Source organism: Pseudoalteromonas sp. S1650, assembly GCF_005887195.1.
In the GTDB taxonomy this organism is placed as follows: Bacteria; Pseudomonadota; Gammaproteobacteria; order Enterobacterales; family Alteromonadaceae; genus Pseudoalteromonas; species Pseudoalteromonas simplex.
In genome coordinates this window covers 1-15,576 of record NZ_PNDF01000016.1, presented here as the reverse complement: position 1 = coordinate 15,576, position 15,576 = coordinate 1, and the positions used below count along the sequence as shown (strand labels likewise).

Sequence of the window (15,576 nt, the reverse complement as noted above, 5' to 3'; positions counted from 1 at the left end):
GGGTTGTTATGGCGCATTTTATTGACCGACGCCTGAATGGAAAAAACAAAAGTACCTTGAATCGTCAACGGTTCATCAGGCGTTATAAAAAACAGATTAAAGAAGCGGTATCTGATGCCATTAATAAGCGCAGCGTAACCGATACCACCAGCGGCGAGAGTATCTCTATTCCGCAACGTGATATCAGTGAGCCTATCTTTCATCAAGGACGTGGTGGCGACCGTGAACAGATCCACCCAGGCAATGACCAGTTTTCTACGGGCGACAAAATCAAGCGCCCGCAAGGAGGCAGTCAAGGTGGTGGTAGCGGCGAAGGTGAAGCCAGTGACTCTGGTGAAGGACAAGACGACTTTGTATTTTCTATTTCAAAAGATGAATACTTAGACTTATTGTTCGAAGATCTTGAACTGCCCAACCTGCAACAAAACCAGCTCGATAAACTGGTGCAAATGAAAACCCATCGCGCTGGTTTTTGTAACGACGGCATGCCAAGCAATATTGATATTGTTCGCTCATTACAAGGCTCGCTTGCTCGAAGAGTGGCGATGACTGCAGGCAAAAAACGCCACCTTGCAGAGCTTGAAGGTCAGCTCGCTCTGCTACAAGCTGAAGAGCAGCCAGACAAGGCAGCCATTGCGTTACTTGAACGTCAGATTGAGGAGCTGCAAAACCGCATAAAAGCAGTGCCATTTATTGATAATTACGACTTACGTTTTCGTAATTATGAAAAGCAACCACACCCAACAAGCAAAGCTGTGATGTTTTGTTTAATGGATGTGTCTGGCTCGATGGATCAAGCCACGAAAGACATGGCAAAACGCTTTTATATTCTGCTTTATCAATTTTTAACTCGTAGCTACAAAAATATAGAGGTTGTCTATATTCGTCATCATACCCAAGCGAAAGAAGTTGATGAGCAAGAGTTTTTCTATTCTCAAGAAACGGGTGGCACCATAGTATCAAGTGCATTAAAACTGATGAACGAAATCATCGCTGAACGTTATAACCCTGAAGAGTGGAACATTTACGCAGCGCAAGCCTCTGATGGTGATAACTGGGCTGATGATTCGCCAAACTGTGGTGAAATTTTACGTAATAAACTGTTAAAGGCGGTGCGCTATTACGCCTATATCGAAATTACCGCTCGTGCTCATCAAAGTTTATGGCGAGAGTATCAATCAATAGTGCAAACCCACGACAATTTTGCCATGCAACACATTCGTGGCGTTGAGGACATTTACCCTATTTTCCGTGAATTATTTAAAAAGAATCGTCAGCAGCAAGGCGCCGCATAGCCTTGCCAGTGAGGTAAAGTATGGCCGATAAACGTATTAGCGACGGTCCTGATTGGACATTTGATCTATTAACAGAGTATCAAACTGAGATTGAACGGGTAGCGAAAATTTATAAACTCGATACCTACCCTAATCAAATTGAGGTGATCACTGCTGAACAAATGATGGATGCCTATTCGAGTGTGGGTATGCCGATTGGCTATAGCCACTGGTCGTATGGTAAAAAATTCATTCAAACAGAGCAGAATTATAAGCGTGGGCAAATGGGCCTCGCTTATGAAATTGTTATTAACTCAGATCCTTGCATTGCCTATTTAATGGAAGAAAACACCCTGCCAATGCAAGCCTTGGTAATGGCCCATGCCTGTTATGGTCACAACTCATTTTTTAAAGGCAATTACTTATTTAAAACCTGGACTGATGCCAGCTCAATTATCGATTACTTATTATTTGCCAAAAACTACATTGCCAAGTGCGAAGAGAAATACGGTATTACCGAGGTCGAAAACCTGATTGATTCATGTCATGCATTAATGAATTATGGTGTAGACCGCTACAAGCGCCCGCAACGTATTTCACTTTATGAAGAGCAAAAACGTCAACAAGAACGTGAAGACTACCTACAATCTCAAGTCAACGAGTTGTGGCGCACAATCCCTACTTCGCAGCAAGAGTCAAAAAAACGAGAACGCCGTTTTCCAGAAGAGCCACAAGAAAACATTTTGTACTTCATCGAAAAAAATGCGCCGCTGCTAGAGTCATGGCAACGAGAAATAATTCGAATTGTGCGTAAAATTTCGCAATATTTTTACCCACAAAAACAAACTCAAGTGATGAATGAGGGCTGGGCTACGTTTTGGCATTACACCATTTTGAACCATCTGTACGACGAAGGTAAGCTCACCGATGCCTTTATGCTCGAGTTTTTACAAAGTCACACCAATGTGGTGTATCAACCGCCCTATAACAGCAATTATTATTCAGGGATCAACCCCTATGCTCTTGGCTTTAACATGATGGTTGATATTCGCCGTATTTGCGAAAACCCAACAGAAGAAGACAAGAAGTGGTTTCCAGAGTATGCCGGCAGTGATTGGTTAGAAACCTTGCACTTTGCAATGCAAAACTTTAAAGACGAGAGCTTTATTAGCCAGTTTTTATCGCCAAAAATTATCCGTGATTTTAAGCTCTTTACCATTATTGATCATGAAAAAGAGCCAACCCTCAATGTCGGTGCCATTCATGATGAAATGGGTTATCACCAAGTTCGTGAAACCCTGTCGGCACAATACAACCTAAGTAATCACGAACCAAATATTCAAGTCTATAATGTTGATATTAAAGGAGATCGTTCACTTACTCTGCGTTATGTACCCCATAACAATATTCCTTTAAACAAGTCTAAAGATGAAGTACTAAAACACCTTTACAGGCTATGGGGCTTTAAGGTAAAACTGGAACAAGAAAGCGCAACAGGTGAAGTTTCATTATTGGGTGAATGCCCAAGCAGTGATGCCCGACACACAACAGAGTAACCAAAAATGAATAAAAAGATATTGGTGATCATCGACTCAACGGCCGATGCTAAAACATCTATATTACATGCAAGACAAAAAGCCAAAGGCATGAAGCATATTGATATTGTTGCTTTTAGCTACGAAGACACCAATAACATTTTATTCTCTATTCCACCTGATGAAGCGCTGGCTATTCAAGACAAAGAGCTTGCTAAAGTACGTGCAGCACTTGGTCCACTTATCAGCGAGTATTTAGATGATGGTAGCTATACTTTGCAAACCCTGTGGCATGAAAGCCCAGTACAATGGCTAGCCAATGAGCTTGATACGTCAGATTATGAAATGGTGATTAAAACTCGCCACATCGACGAAGAAACGCAATTTACAGAGCTAGACTGGCAGCTTATTCGCTTTAGCCCGCTGCCACTTTATTTGGCCGCCGATAACAAATGGCGTAACAATACCAATGTGCTGGCAGCCCTTGATTTAGGCAGTGAGAAGGCGACTAAATACTGTTTAAACGAAGCAATTATCAAAGCAGGCTTAGCCTATGCAAAAGACTACGACAGCGAGTTTTATGCCTGTTATACCGTACATGTATCACCGTTTTTACGTGATTTAGGCATTGTATTTTCAGATGAGCAAGTGATTAACGCCTTTGAAAAGCTACCCGTAGCACAGCGAACCTTAATCGAAGCGCACGACTTAAAAGACAAGCTTAAAATCAAAGCCGGTGTGGTTGAGCAAGTGATCCCAAGTGTTGCAGCTAAATTAAATGCTGACTTAGTGATTATGGGTTCGGTGGGTAATACGGGTATTAAAGGTCATTTAATTGGTAATACCGCCGAAAAAGTCATGAAGCTACTTAAAACAGATATTCTTGTTTTACCGCCACTTGGGGTTTAATTTGCTTAACTGAATAGAGTTACTATGAAAAGGGGCTTAATTGCCCCTTGTTTGTTTATAAATCTGTGTAAGCTGTAACCTTGTTACGGCCGTTTTCTTTTGAGTGATATAAGGCTTTATCGGCGGCTTCAACCCACTTTTCGTAGCGATCAAACTTCTCGTCGAAGCAGGCAAAGCCAATACTGACCGTCAGTTGAATTTGTTTGCCATCAAAGTAAATTGATGAGTTCTCAATCAGTGTTCTTAATCGCTCAGCAAATATATGTGCACCTTCATGATCAGTATCAAGCAAGGTTACCGCAAACTCTTCACCGCCATAGCGACCTGCTAAGTCTGTTTCACGCAGAGTTTTACGCAGTAAGTCTGCTATATGACGCAGCGCCTCATCACCGCCGCGATGGCCATGTTCATCATTGACCTTTTTAAAGTGATCAATATCAAACATTAACAAGGTGCTGCACCCGCCACTGCGCACTATGCGCATGTATTCTTTGCGTAGCTTTTCTTCCCAATAACCACGGTTAGTAAGCTTAGTAAGTGCATCGGTACGGCTCATTTGTTCAAGCTTGCTATTCGCTTCTTCTAGCTCTTTTTTATTCACCGCTTCATCGGTTACATCATAGATAATGATACAGATATGCGATACTTCACCTGTGGTCGTCGTCAGTGGAATAAAAGTGGCATTTTGATACATATGATCCGCTTTACCGGTAATTGGGCGATAATTCTTAAAACGGAAAATATATGGCTGCTGCTCCCAAATAGTAAATGAGCGATTATTTAAAATGAACACAGACTCAGATTTGCTGCGAAACCACTTTTCATCGATTGATGGAAACAAATCAAACAGGTCTTTATCTTTCACCGCGCTTGGCAATAGGCCAGAATGGTTTTCCATAAACCCATTCCAGATGCATACTTTGTAGTCTCTATCGAGCACCACTAGGCCTACATCAACGGTATTAAACATATCCATTAACCAATGGAGTTCATTCATATTAAAATCGGCTGCAGGCATAGTTTAGTCTTCTAATAAATAAGCTACTTTGTACTTAAGGGTTTTTAATGAGTCCTCGGTGAACAGCAACATCAAATCACAGTTAATATTGTGATTTTCGATGCCATAGCTGATCTCAATCGCCAGCGTTCGTTGCCAGCGAGATTTATTCGCCTTTACTAAATCAGATACATCACAGTGTTGTCCTAGCACCACAGGATGACCTTGGCTAAAACGCATATCTAATTGGTGCGACAGTCCTGTCAGAATAGCCCCTATTAATATGTTACTCACATCCATTAATAGCTCTAATTCAACTTTATCGTTGAGCTCACCCTCATAATTCATTAACGAGGCGATTTCTTTAAAACTTGAATCATTTAACAGCAATAGTGCTTCGCCAGAAACACCACCGCCAATAAAACCCTGACATACACCTGAGGTTGCGGCATTGGCATCAATCGAGCGCAAAGCCATATCTAGTTCATTGACTTCTAAAACATTTACATTAGGAATAGGAAGCTTTACGAATACATTAAGAAGACGCGCTAATAAGTCTCCAGCTTGCCCCATTGCGACATTGGTGAGTTCTTGGTAGATATCACGCACATCGGGATCAACTTGCTCACCTAGCTTATTAGCAAGGCGCTCACGCATGGCTTTATCTTTAATACCATGATGTTCAATAATACTCGCTAGTTTCTCGGCGGAACAAGGTTTTTGAATAAAGTCGATTGCGCCTAACTCAAGCACACGTCGATGAGCATTAGGTTGGATGTCTCCAGATACAACAACAGTGAGAACATGAAGGTCTTGTTCTTGAATGGCTTGCAGTACTTCGTAACCATCCATTTCAGGCATGTTTAAATCGAGAAATAAAATTTCCGGCTGAATTTTTTTGATTTGCTCAATACAGTGAACACCATTTTCAGCAAACTCAATTTTTATATCCCAATCATCGGGTAAAGAGCGTGCTAATTGTCGACGTGCTAACTTTGAATCATCACAAACTAATACCGATGTTGACATATATTCTCTCTAAATCCACACTTTCTAACTAGCAAAAACATTAACTAGTAACTTTATTCTTATTTTTATATGTAAAAAATAGGGTCACAGGCACATGTTAATCAAACTAATGGTTATTTACAATTTTAAATTGTACTAATCCTTGGAGCCACTTCATGAGTATAATACACTGAAGTTAAATGCGTTAATTTAAAGGAATTTTATTATGTTACGTCCGCTAATGTTTGCATTAGGCGCTGTGTGCACGTTTAGTTATGCAGGTGATTTATCAGAAAATAGTTTAGACGCAGGTAAGGTTTCAGCCCAGTCTAAACCGGTTACTTTACTAGGGCAAGGTGTTGAAGTTGGCCAACAAGCGCCTAATTTTAAAGTAGTAGATGGCAACTTTACCCCCGTCACACTAGACAACTATCAAGGCCAAGCAGTGCTTTTAAGCGTTGTGCCAAGTTTAGACACAGGTGTATGTAGTATTCAAACCAAGCACTTCAATGAAAAAGTAGCTTCAGAATACCCAAGTGTGGCGATGCTGACCTTAAGCGCAGATTTACCATTCGCACAGAAGCGTTTTTGTAAAGCCGAGAATATAGACAAAATAGTGACCTTATCTGACTCTGTATGGCGTGACTTTGGTAAGAACTACGGTTTGATTATCAAAGATATGGGCTTGTTAACCCGTGCCGTATTTGTGCTCGATAAAGACCATAACATCGTTTACAAGCAGCTTGTCGATAACCTTTCAAAAGAGCCTGATTACGACAGTGCTATTGCGGCATTAAAGAAACTGTAAAAGCGCAATTTTAACTTGCAGTGATACAAACACAAAAAAACCGCCCAAGGCGGTTTTTTCATATCAGCAATTAGGCTATTAACCTAAAAGCTCACCAAGTTGTTGGCTAACAGCTTCAACAGCTTGAGTACCGTCTAACTTGTGGTACTGAGTGTTACCCGCTTTTGCTTCTGCTTGGTAGTAATCAACTAATGGTTTAGTTTGGTCGTGGTAAATACCTAAACGCTTACGCACTGTTTCTTCAGTGTCGTCATCACGAATGATTAGGTCTTCACCTGTGATGTCATCTTTACCATCAACTTTAGGTGGATTATAAACAACGTGATAAACACGACCAGAGCCAGGGTGTACGCGACGGCCGCCCATACGCTCAACGATGATTTCGTCGGCAACGTCAAATTCGATAACGTGATCAACTACCACGCCATTCTCTTTCATTGCATCTGCTTGAGGAATAGTACGAGGGAAACCGTCTAGTAAGAAACCTTTTTCGCAATCAGGTTTAGCAATGCGCTCTTTAACTAGACCGATAATAATTTCGTCAGATACTAATTGACCTGCATCCATTACTTTTTTAGCTTCAAGACCAAGTGGTGTACCTTCTTTGATTGCTGCACGCAGCATATCGCCCGTAGAAATTTGTGGAATACCGTATTTGTCCATCAAAAACTGAGCTTGAGTACCTTTACCTGCACCCGGCGCGCCCAAAAGAATAATGCGCATATCATTGTCCTCTGTGTGATACTAATCTTAAAAATGGTCGATCAGTGGAGTTTTGTTTTTAGAGCCTGAATTCTTCCACAACTAAGGCTATACCTCAAGTAACTTATACCAATTGCCTATATTAGCGGCAATAAAAAAGGGAGCCTTGCTCCCTTTTCCAACTCATTGCGCTAAAACACTTATTTGCTTAAATCTAGCATAAGTTTGTTCAAACGAGTTACAAAGCCTGCAGGGTCTTTTAACGTACCGCGTTCAGCCAGTAATGCTTGATCTAGAAGCACTTGTGACCACTGGGCAAACTTGTCTTCATCTTGTTCAACATTTAAGTGTTTAACAAGCTGATGCTCTGGGTTAAGCTCAAAAATTGGCTTTTGCTCAGGCACTGTTTGACCAACTGATTCCATTAACTTTTGCATTTGCGAGCTCATATCGTGCTCATCTGCAACAACACATGCAGGAGAGTCAGTTAGACGGTGCGTAAAGCGTACGTCTTTAACGTTATCACCTAGTGCAGTTTTAATGCGCTCAACTAGGCCTGCAACTTCTTTTTCTGACTCTTCTTGCGCTTTTTTAGTTTCTTCGTCATCCATGTTGCCTAAATCTAAGTCACCACGAGTAATTGACTGGAATGATTTTTCGTTGAACTCTGTTAAGTAGCTCATCATCCACTCATCAACACGGTCGCTTAATAGCAATACTTCGATGCCCTTCTTACGGAAGATCTCTAAGTGTGGTGAGTTCTTCGCTGCAGCGAATGAATCAGCAACTACATAGTAGATCTTGTCTTGCTCTGGCTTCATACGCTCAATATATTGCTCAAGCGATACATTTTGTGTGCTTTCATCAGTGTGTGTAGAAGCAAAACGCAGTAGCTTAGCAATGGCTTCTTTGTTAGCCGCATCTTCAGCTGGGCCTTCTTTTAACACCTGACCAAACTCGTTCCAGAACGTTTGGTAATCTTCTTCGCGGTTTTTCGCCATACGCTCAAGCATCTTAAGTACGCGCGACGTACACCCTTTACGGATTGCTTGTGTTACTTTGTTGTCTTGTAAGATTTCACGCGACACGTTTAGTGGTAAGTCGTTTGAATCAAGTAAACCTTTCACAAAACGTAAGTAGCTTGGCATGAACTGCTCAGCGTCATCCATGATGAAAACGCGTTGTACATACAGTTTTAAACCTGATTGACGCTCACGGTTCCATAAATCGAAAGGTGCTTTTTTCGGGATGTATAACAAGCTAGTGTACTCAGTTTTACCTTCAACCTTGTTATGTGCCCAGCTTAGTGGCTCTTCCCAATCGTGACCGATATGCTTATAAAACTCTTTGTACTCTTCGTCTGTTACTTCTGACTTGTCACGGGTCCATAGTGCTGTCGCGCGGTTAATACCTTCCCACTCGCCTGGCTGTGCTGGAATTTTCTCGCCGTCAGGACCTTCAGATTCAGGTACCTCTGCTTTATACATCTCAACTGGAATAGAAATATGGTCTGAATATTTAGTTACGATGCTACGTAAACGGAACTCATCAGCAAATTCTGTTTCGTCTTCACGAAGGTGAAGAATGATTTCAGTACCACGTGATGGTTTATCAATCTCTTGTAATGTGTACTCACCTTCGCCTGCAGATTGCCATTCAATACCTTGGCTTTCACCTGCTTTACGCGTACGCACTGTTACTTTGTCAGCAACGATAAACGCTGAGTAAAAACCAACACCAAATTGACCAATCAATTGTGAATCTTTGCTTTGGTCACCAGTTAGGTTTTGGAAAAATTCTGCGGTGCCTGATTTTGCAATTGTACCTAGTGAATTGATCACATCTTCACGGCTCATACCAATACCATTATCAGTAATGGTGACCGTGTTTGCTTCTTTATCGGCACTGATACGTACTTTTAGTTCCGCATCGTTTTCGTATAAATCGCCATTAGAAAGCGCAAGGAAACGTAATTTATCTGCCGCATCTGACGCGTTTGATACAAGCTCACGTAGGAAAATCTCTTTATTAGAGTAAAGAGAGTGAATCATCAGGTTTAATAGTTGTTTGACTTCTGTTTGAAAGCCTAATGTTTCTTTTTGTGCTGCAGTCATTGTGTAAATCTCCAATTAACAAAGTGTCTAATCTGCACTATGACTCTTTATATGGGGCAGGCTTTTTGAACTTCAAGGCAAAAAATTAAATTTACGGCTAAATTGGGGGGCTACACACAAAAAAGCCTGCTTAAAGCAGGCTTTTGATACCATATTAGGTATTAGTTTTGGTTTACGGCGCGTCGTCCGCTAAATGCGTGCATCAATGTCATACCATCAAGTAAGTCGAGCTCACCACCAACAGGGACACCGTGAGCAATACGAGATGCACCAACCTGATACTTATGACAAAGCTCAGCAATGTAGTGGGCTGTGGTTTCCCCTTCAACACTTGGATTGGTTGCGAGGATCACCTCATTAATGCCACCTTGTTGCAACTTGCTTTCAAGAATATCAAGGCCAATTTCTTTTGGCCCTATGCCATCAATTGGCGACAAGTGACCCATTAAAACAAAGTAAAGACCTTGGTATTGACCAGTTTGCTCAATAGCGAGTACATCGGTTGGTGATTCGACCACACACAATAAACCACTATCCTGGCGTTTAACACTTGAACAAATATCGCATACCGCTTGCTCTGTAAAAGTACGACAAGATTGACAATGCCCTACTTCATCCATTGCTTTGGTTAATGCATGGCCAAGCTGTTTACCACCTTGACGGTCACGCTCAAGCAAATGAAAAGCAATGCGCTGTGCCGACTTAGGGCCTATGCCCGGCTGGCATCGTAGCGCTTCAATTAGCTGTGTTAAACTAGGAGATAGTTGCATACAAAATCACTTAGAATGGCATTTTCATACCTGGTGGTAATTGCATACCGCCAGTTACTTTGCTCATGCGCTCTTGTGTTTCTTCAGCAACACGACGTACAGCATCGTTACACGCTGCCGCTAATAAATCTTCGATCATGTCTTTGTCGTCTTCCATTAGGCTGTCATCTAATTCAACACGACGAACATTGTGGTTACCAAGCATAGTTACTTTAACTAGGCCTGCACCTGCTTCACCTACAACTTCAAGGTTTGCGATTTCTTCTTGGGCTTTTTGCATGCGCTCTTGCATTTGCTGCGCTTGCTTCATCATGTTACCCATTCCACCTTTAAACATAACTGTCTCTCTTTCTAAACTACTTTAATTGGCATGAAGATAAGGGCTATTGTAACTAATTACAATGCCTGAATACTGTTTTCATCGATTATAGCGCTAAATAACTGCTGAAATTGCACTATATTTTCATCGCTATTTATTACATCAATCGCTTGTTGATGACGTCCCGCATCAATTTTTTGTTGAATCAAATACGGTGAATCAATTACGCCATCAGCAAACTCGATACTAAGCTCAACATTATGGCCATAAATTTCACTTAATGCGGCATTGAGCTTTTGTCTTAGCACAGCGCTATCTAAATGGCGCTGTGATGAATCAACTTCAATGTGCAGCTGATTATTCTGCTTGGTAAAGATTGAATGCAGCGCAAATTGGCGCATGCGACCACCCAGTCCCATGCGTTTAATTAAATACGCCCATTCGTCTTGTTCGTGTGCAAATTTAATACTGCTGATCGGGCTTTCAAAATCATCAGGTATCGGAATACTGGCTTCTTCAACTACTGGCTCTGGCGCTTTTTGTGGATTGATCTGCTCAAGTAACTCTGGCGCTAAGTTTTCGGTGATTGTTTGATGCTTTTCTCGAAAGTCGACTTTTTTTACTTTACTACTGCTCTCCCCCGTTTGCTGGGGGATGGGCTTTTTTACTTCAGCAGCCATTGCTTGCTGCTGAGGCTGAATGTTGGTCGCGGCTGTGCTTTGTTGCACTGGCGGCTCTGCTTTGGGCTTAGCTTCAGGCTGTGGTTCTGCTTTAGCATGAGTTTGCGTTGCTGCACCACTTAAACGCCCAGCACCTGAAATATTGCGATCTTGTAAAATACGAGCAATGGCCGACTGCGCCTGACTTTGCTGCTGTTGTAATTGTGCTGGTGCTGTTTGCTGTTGCTGAGGCGCAGATGCTTCATTGGCAGTAAAGCCCTGATCATAGGCGCTATTCATCACATCATCGTATTGCGCTGCAAGTGATGAATCCATTTGCGCATCATGATCGTCCATGTAATCTTGCGAAGAATACTCTGGTGATGAGTACTCAGCTGCTGGCACTTGCTCTGAGTGGCTTGGCTCTTGCTGTTGTGGCGCAGGTTGAACTTCAGCAACCATTGCAGTTTCAACAGATTGCTGAGGCTGTTGACCAGCATCAGGCTGCTCTACTGCTGTTGCTTCAACTTGCTGGGCAGGCTCATGGCTATGTGCCGTTTCTGCCTTGGCTGCTTGAATAGGCTCAGCTTGTGTTGGCTGAGGCTCTGAAGGAACAGCAGTTGTCTGTGCAGAGCTATGTGCAACTGGTGCTTGCTCTGAAGCAGCTTGCTCACGTTGCGCCGTAGATTTTTTCAAAATATCACGCAGTGCACCGGCACCACTTGGCTTAACCTGTTGCTGGGTATTCGTTGGTGTTTGGCTTTGTGCAAATTGCGTAGGTTGGAATGCAAGCAGTCGCAACATGATCATTTCAAAGCCAAGTTTAGCATCGGGTGCCCATTGCAAATCTTTTTTACCATTTAATAGCAATTGGTAGTAAACCTGCATCTGCTGTGCATCAGTGGTTTGTGCCACCTGCTCAATAAAATCTCGGTTAGTATCATCAAGTGCCGCTGCACTAGGCACAAGTTGCACAAGCTGAATAAGATGCGTCAGGGCAATTAAATCGTCGAGCAAGGCTACAAAGTTAGGGTTTCGGCTAACGACTGCTTTTACTTCTTGAAGTAATGCATCGCCATCTTGGCACAGTAACGCTGCTAACATGGTTTGGCTATATTGAGTATCCATCAAGCCAAGCATAGTTTGCACAGCCTGATGATTAATATTGCCATTGGTTTGCGCAATTGCTTGGTCTGTAAGACTCAATGCATCACGCATACTACCATCGGCTGCCTTAGCTAAAATAGACAATGATTTATCATCGAAACTTAGCTGTTCTTGATTAAGAACATGGGCAAGCTGATCATGAATTTCTGATTGCGACAAAGCATTTAAATTAAACTGTAAGCAACGCGATAAAATCGTCACGGGTAGTTTTTGCGGATCGGTTGTCGCTAATAAAAACTTCACATGCTCTGGCGGCTCTTCCAATGTTTTTAGTAATGCATTGAAACTGTGCTTTGACAGCATGTGAACTTCATCGATTAGGTATACCTTGTAACGACCACGTGTTGGTGCGTATTGAACGTTATCAAGGATTTCGCGGGTATCTTCTACTTTGGTACGTGATGCCGCATCGATTTCTAATAAATCAATATAACGGCCTGCTTCAATGTCAGTACAACTTGAACATTGGCCGCATGGCTCAGCAGAGATACCCTTATCGCAGTTGAGACTTTTTGCGAATATACGTGCAATGGTTGTTTTACCCACCCCACGGGTTCCAGTAAAGAGATAAGCGTGATGGAGTCTATTTTGTGTTAATGCATTAACTAATGCTTGTTTAACATGAGACTGCCCCACTAACTCGTGAAAGGTTTGTGGTCGCCATTTCCTTGCTAGAACCTGATAACTCATTAATTATTCGCCTTCGAATTCAACCAACTTTAAGATTTTGATGCCCATATCAGCAACTCGTTGCTCACCACCCAGCTCAGGTAAAGAAACAACAAATGCCGCATCAGTTGCGTTACCGCCAAGTTTAGCAACTAATTTTGCCGTTGCTTCGATTGTGCCACCTGTAGCCAGTAAGTCATCTACTAGTAACACTTTATCGCCAGGGACAATTGCGTCTGTATGAAGCTCAAGAATATCTTCACCATACTCTAATTGATAACTTTGTGAAATCACTTCGCGAGGAAGTTTGCCTGGTTTACGAACAGGAATGAATGGAATACCTAGTGCGTAAGAAAGTGGTGCACCGAAGATAAAACCACGAGATTCAGTACCGATGATTTTTGTAAAACCTTGGTCTTTATATGCTGCAATAAAGCTGTCGATGGTTGCTTTAAATGCGTCAGCATTAGCCATTAAAGTAGTTACGTCGCGGAACATAATGCCCGGCTTTGGGTAATCAGCGATCGTTGCAATGCTCTGTTTGATGAGCGTTGAAGTTGCTTGAGTCATAATTATACTGCTCAAAAAGTTTATCTAACAAAGCTCGAGAGTATAACATCACCTTAGTAGAAAGTCGGTAGCAAGTTTCGAAATTAATCACTTAACAAGAAATATAAGCTATAAAAAAGGCTGCATAATGCAGCCTATTGTCTTTAATTTGCTTACGCAGATTAAGATAAAGTAGTGATCCAACCAAGAATAGCGTTTAGACAGCCAATGCCACCGAATACAGCTAAAAACGCAATGAAATAAGTTGCATTGAACGGATCTTTAAAGTCTTTATCATTCGACATAATTACTACCTTTATTTAAGCACGACAAAATAAGGCGCTCATAATAGTCGAACTAAATACATCAATAAAGACTTTTAGCTGATTTTTAAACCAAGGTATTAGAAACCACAATGCCGCGTTCTGCCATTGCACTTAAGGTATTGAGCGCCCCCTGATACAACTGCTCTTGGCTAAATTGAGGCGCATGCTCTGCAACTGCTTGGCATACATCATTTAAATCTGCACCCGGCTGAGATTCAATAATATTAAGAAGTAATGCGGTCATCGCATTTGTCGATAAAAATTGTACTTCGTCATCGCTATCACGATAAACCACAAAGTAACTGGGTTGTGCAGCCGGTTCACTTGGTTGATTATCTGCACTGATGGTATGAACAGGAAAACTGTAACTCAAATTACGGGCAAGTGAACTTAAGAATAATGCAGAGCTTGTCACTTGATGAGCCGATAAACTGACTTCTTCTGCCACCTCTTGAGCAACCGATACATCAAGCTCAACCCATTCATAGTGCGCTAGCTCTAACATAAACGCGGGATCATCGCTTTGCACTTCATAGTCATTAGCAAGAAAAGCCAGAAACTCCCCTGCAATATCTAAAAAATAAGGTGATTTACAATCATGCTGGCTAAAAAACTGCCTAACGAGTCTGTGCCAAGCTTGCTCTGAATATAAACTTTTTAATACTGGATACGCAGAGCTGACAAAGCCATCCACATTATTAAAAAATAAGTCGCGGTAAATAGCCATCCGACGCTCTTCAATATCGCTAGGCTTAGCATGTTGCTGGGGGTCGCGGATATGCGCCATAAACGCTTGCTGTACTTGAGTAAAATGTTCAGGCACTGTGTTTCACCCTTGCTTGGTTTTGCTTGCTCACTGTTTGCTGCAGTGCTTCAATGGTTTTTAGCTCGGTTAACAACTCACTCATCGGCGGAATATTAAAATCACGCTCTAATAAGGTGGGAAATACGCCATGAACTTCATAAGCTTTTTCAAGCAATTGCCAAACAGGATCGATAACTGGCGCACCATGGGTATCAACCAGTAGATCTTCGGCCTCAGTGTAATGGCCCGCAACATGCCCATAGGCAATCCGTTTTGTTGGTAATTCAGCTAGGAATTGCTCAGCGTTATAACCATGATTAATCGAATTAACGTAAATATTATTCACGTCGAGCAGCAGTTTACAATCAGCTTCTTCTAAAACAGCATTAGTAAATTCAAGTTCTGTCATTTGTTGCCCAGGGGCGCCATAGTAAGACACGTTTTCAATAGCAATTGGCTGTTCTAAAATATCTTGTACTTGCCTAATACGAGAAGCAACATGCTTAATAGCATCTTCAGTAAATGGTATGGGCATTAAATCGTACATATGTCCTTCGCCCGAGCAATAACTTAAGTGCTCGCTGAATAAACGAATATTATGCTCTTTAAAAAAGGTTTTAAGCGATTGTACAAATTCAATATCAAGCGCTGCTGGTGAGCCAATCGATAACGATAAACCATGACAAACAAAGGCATGTTGTTCGGTAAGCTGTTTAAATTGTTTACCAAAACGCCCCCCAAGCTTTAGCCAGTTTTCAGGTGCAACTTCTAAAAACTCAATAGGTTTAGGAACATCAATGAGCATTTCATCAAGCATTTCTCGGCGCAAACCTAAGCCAATCAGCCCAAAATCAGCTACTGATTCATTTAACATACTACCTCCTACTAAAAAGGGCCTTTACGGCCCTTTTAAAAGCTAAATGAGCGCTTAGTGATTAGAACCACATTTACCTTCGCCACACTTA

The 15,576-nt window shown here is 41.8% G+C and carries 15 protein-coding genes; 4 read left to right on the top strand and 11 right to left on the bottom strand.

Features of this window, described 5'->3' with window-relative positions; genetic code table 11:
- Positions 1-8 precede the first annotated feature (8 nt).
- Genes CWB80_RS04300 through CWB80_RS04290 form a run of 3 tightly spaced genes read left to right on the top strand, consistent with a single transcriptional unit; the run spans position 9 to position 3,718 of the window.
- On the top strand, positions 9-1,295 hold the full coding sequence (locus CWB80_RS04300) for a YeaH/YhbH family protein (protein ID WP_138600437.1): 1,287 nt from the start codon (positions 9-11) through the stop codon (positions 1,293-1,295).
- Positions 1,296-1,315: 20 nt separating this feature from the next.
- Positions 1,316-2,830, top strand: a complete 1,515-nt coding sequence (locus CWB80_RS04295; protein ID WP_138600435.1) for a SpoVR family protein — start codon at positions 1,316-1,318, stop codon at positions 2,828-2,830.
- Positions 2,831-2,836: 6 nt separating this feature from the next.
- A complete protein-coding gene (locus CWB80_RS04290; RefSeq protein WP_054551541.1) occupies positions 2,837-3,718 on the top strand; it encodes a universal stress protein in 882 nt (293 codons plus the stop codon).
- Between the two features lie 55 nt (positions 3,719-3,773).
- Here CWB80_RS04290 and CWB80_RS04285 read toward each other — a convergent pair whose 3' ends face one another.
- Positions 3,774-4,736: a sensor domain-containing diguanylate cyclase gene (locus tag CWB80_RS04285; protein ID WP_054551542.1), complete on the bottom strand. Its 963-nt coding sequence runs from the start codon at positions 4,734-4,736 to the stop codon at positions 3,774-3,776.
- A gap of 3 nt (positions 4,737-4,739) precedes the next feature.
- Entirely contained in the window at positions 4,740-5,744 is a 1,005-nt protein-coding gene (locus CWB80_RS04280) for a response regulator (RefSeq protein WP_054551543.1), read from the bottom strand.
- A gap of 205 nt (positions 5,745-5,949) precedes the next feature.
- Here CWB80_RS04280 and tpx point away from each other — a divergent pair, with 205 nt between their 5' ends.
- Complete coding sequence (tpx, locus tag CWB80_RS04275) at positions 5,950-6,531, top strand: thiol peroxidase (RefSeq protein ID WP_138600433.1); 582 nt, start codon at positions 5,950-5,952, stop codon at positions 6,529-6,531.
- A 78-nt stretch (positions 6,532-6,609) separates the two neighbouring features.
- On the opposite strand, the gene adk is transcribed toward tpx, so the two are convergent.
- From adk to CWB80_RS04235, 9 genes are all read right to left on the bottom strand, one after another.
- On the bottom strand, positions 6,610-7,254 hold the full coding sequence (gene adk / locus CWB80_RS04270) for an adenylate kinase (protein WP_036967590.1): 645 nt from the start codon (positions 7,252-7,254) through the stop codon (positions 6,610-6,612).
- Positions 7,255-7,433: 179 nt separating this feature from the next.
- Positions 7,434-9,347, bottom strand: a complete 1,914-nt coding sequence (htpG, locus tag CWB80_RS04265; RefSeq protein ID WP_138600431.1) for a molecular chaperone HtpG — start codon at positions 9,345-9,347, stop codon at positions 7,434-7,436.
- Positions 9,348-9,508: 161 nt separating this feature from the next.
- The gene (gene recR / locus CWB80_RS04260) at positions 9,509-10,117 is read right to left on the bottom strand and encodes a recombination mediator RecR (RefSeq protein WP_054551546.1); all 609 of its coding nucleotides are present in this window, start codon (positions 10,115-10,117) and stop codon (positions 9,509-9,511) included.
- 10 nt (positions 10,118-10,127) lie between these two features.
- Entirely contained in the window at positions 10,128-10,454 is a 327-nt protein-coding gene (locus CWB80_RS04255; protein WP_054551547.1) for a YbaB/EbfC family nucleoid-associated protein, read from the bottom strand.
- Positions 10,455-10,513: 59 nt separating this feature from the next.
- Positions 10,514-12,952 (bottom strand): DNA polymerase III subunit gamma/tau, encoded by a 2,439-nt coding sequence (gene dnaX / locus CWB80_RS04250; protein ID WP_138600429.1) that lies wholly within the window; start codon positions 12,950-12,952, stop codon positions 10,514-10,516.
- Between the two features lie 3 nt (positions 12,953-12,955).
- Positions 12,956-13,501, bottom strand: a complete 546-nt coding sequence (apt, locus tag CWB80_RS04245; RefSeq protein ID WP_054551549.1) for an adenine phosphoribosyltransferase — start codon at positions 13,499-13,501, stop codon at positions 12,956-12,958.
- Between the two features lie 161 nt (positions 13,502-13,662).
- Complete coding sequence (locus tag CWB80_RS23080) at positions 13,663-13,785, bottom strand: hypothetical protein (protein ID WP_283235035.1); 123 nt, start codon at positions 13,783-13,785, stop codon at positions 13,663-13,665.
- Between the two features lie 85 nt (positions 13,786-13,870).
- Positions 13,871-14,629: an HvfC family RiPP maturation protein gene (locus CWB80_RS04240; protein WP_283235034.1), complete on the bottom strand. Its 759-nt coding sequence runs from the start codon at positions 14,627-14,629 to the stop codon at positions 13,871-13,873.
- Positions 14,622-15,485 carry an HvfB family MNIO-type RiPP peptide maturase gene (locus tag CWB80_RS04235; RefSeq protein ID WP_138600427.1) on the bottom strand — a complete coding sequence of 288 codons (864 nt, stop codon included), beginning with the start codon at positions 15,483-15,485 and terminating at the stop codon, positions 14,622-14,624. Before CWB80_RS04235 ends, CWB80_RS04240 begins: the two co-directional genes overlap by 8 nt.
- Between the last annotated feature and the right edge of the window lie 91 nt (positions 15,486-15,576).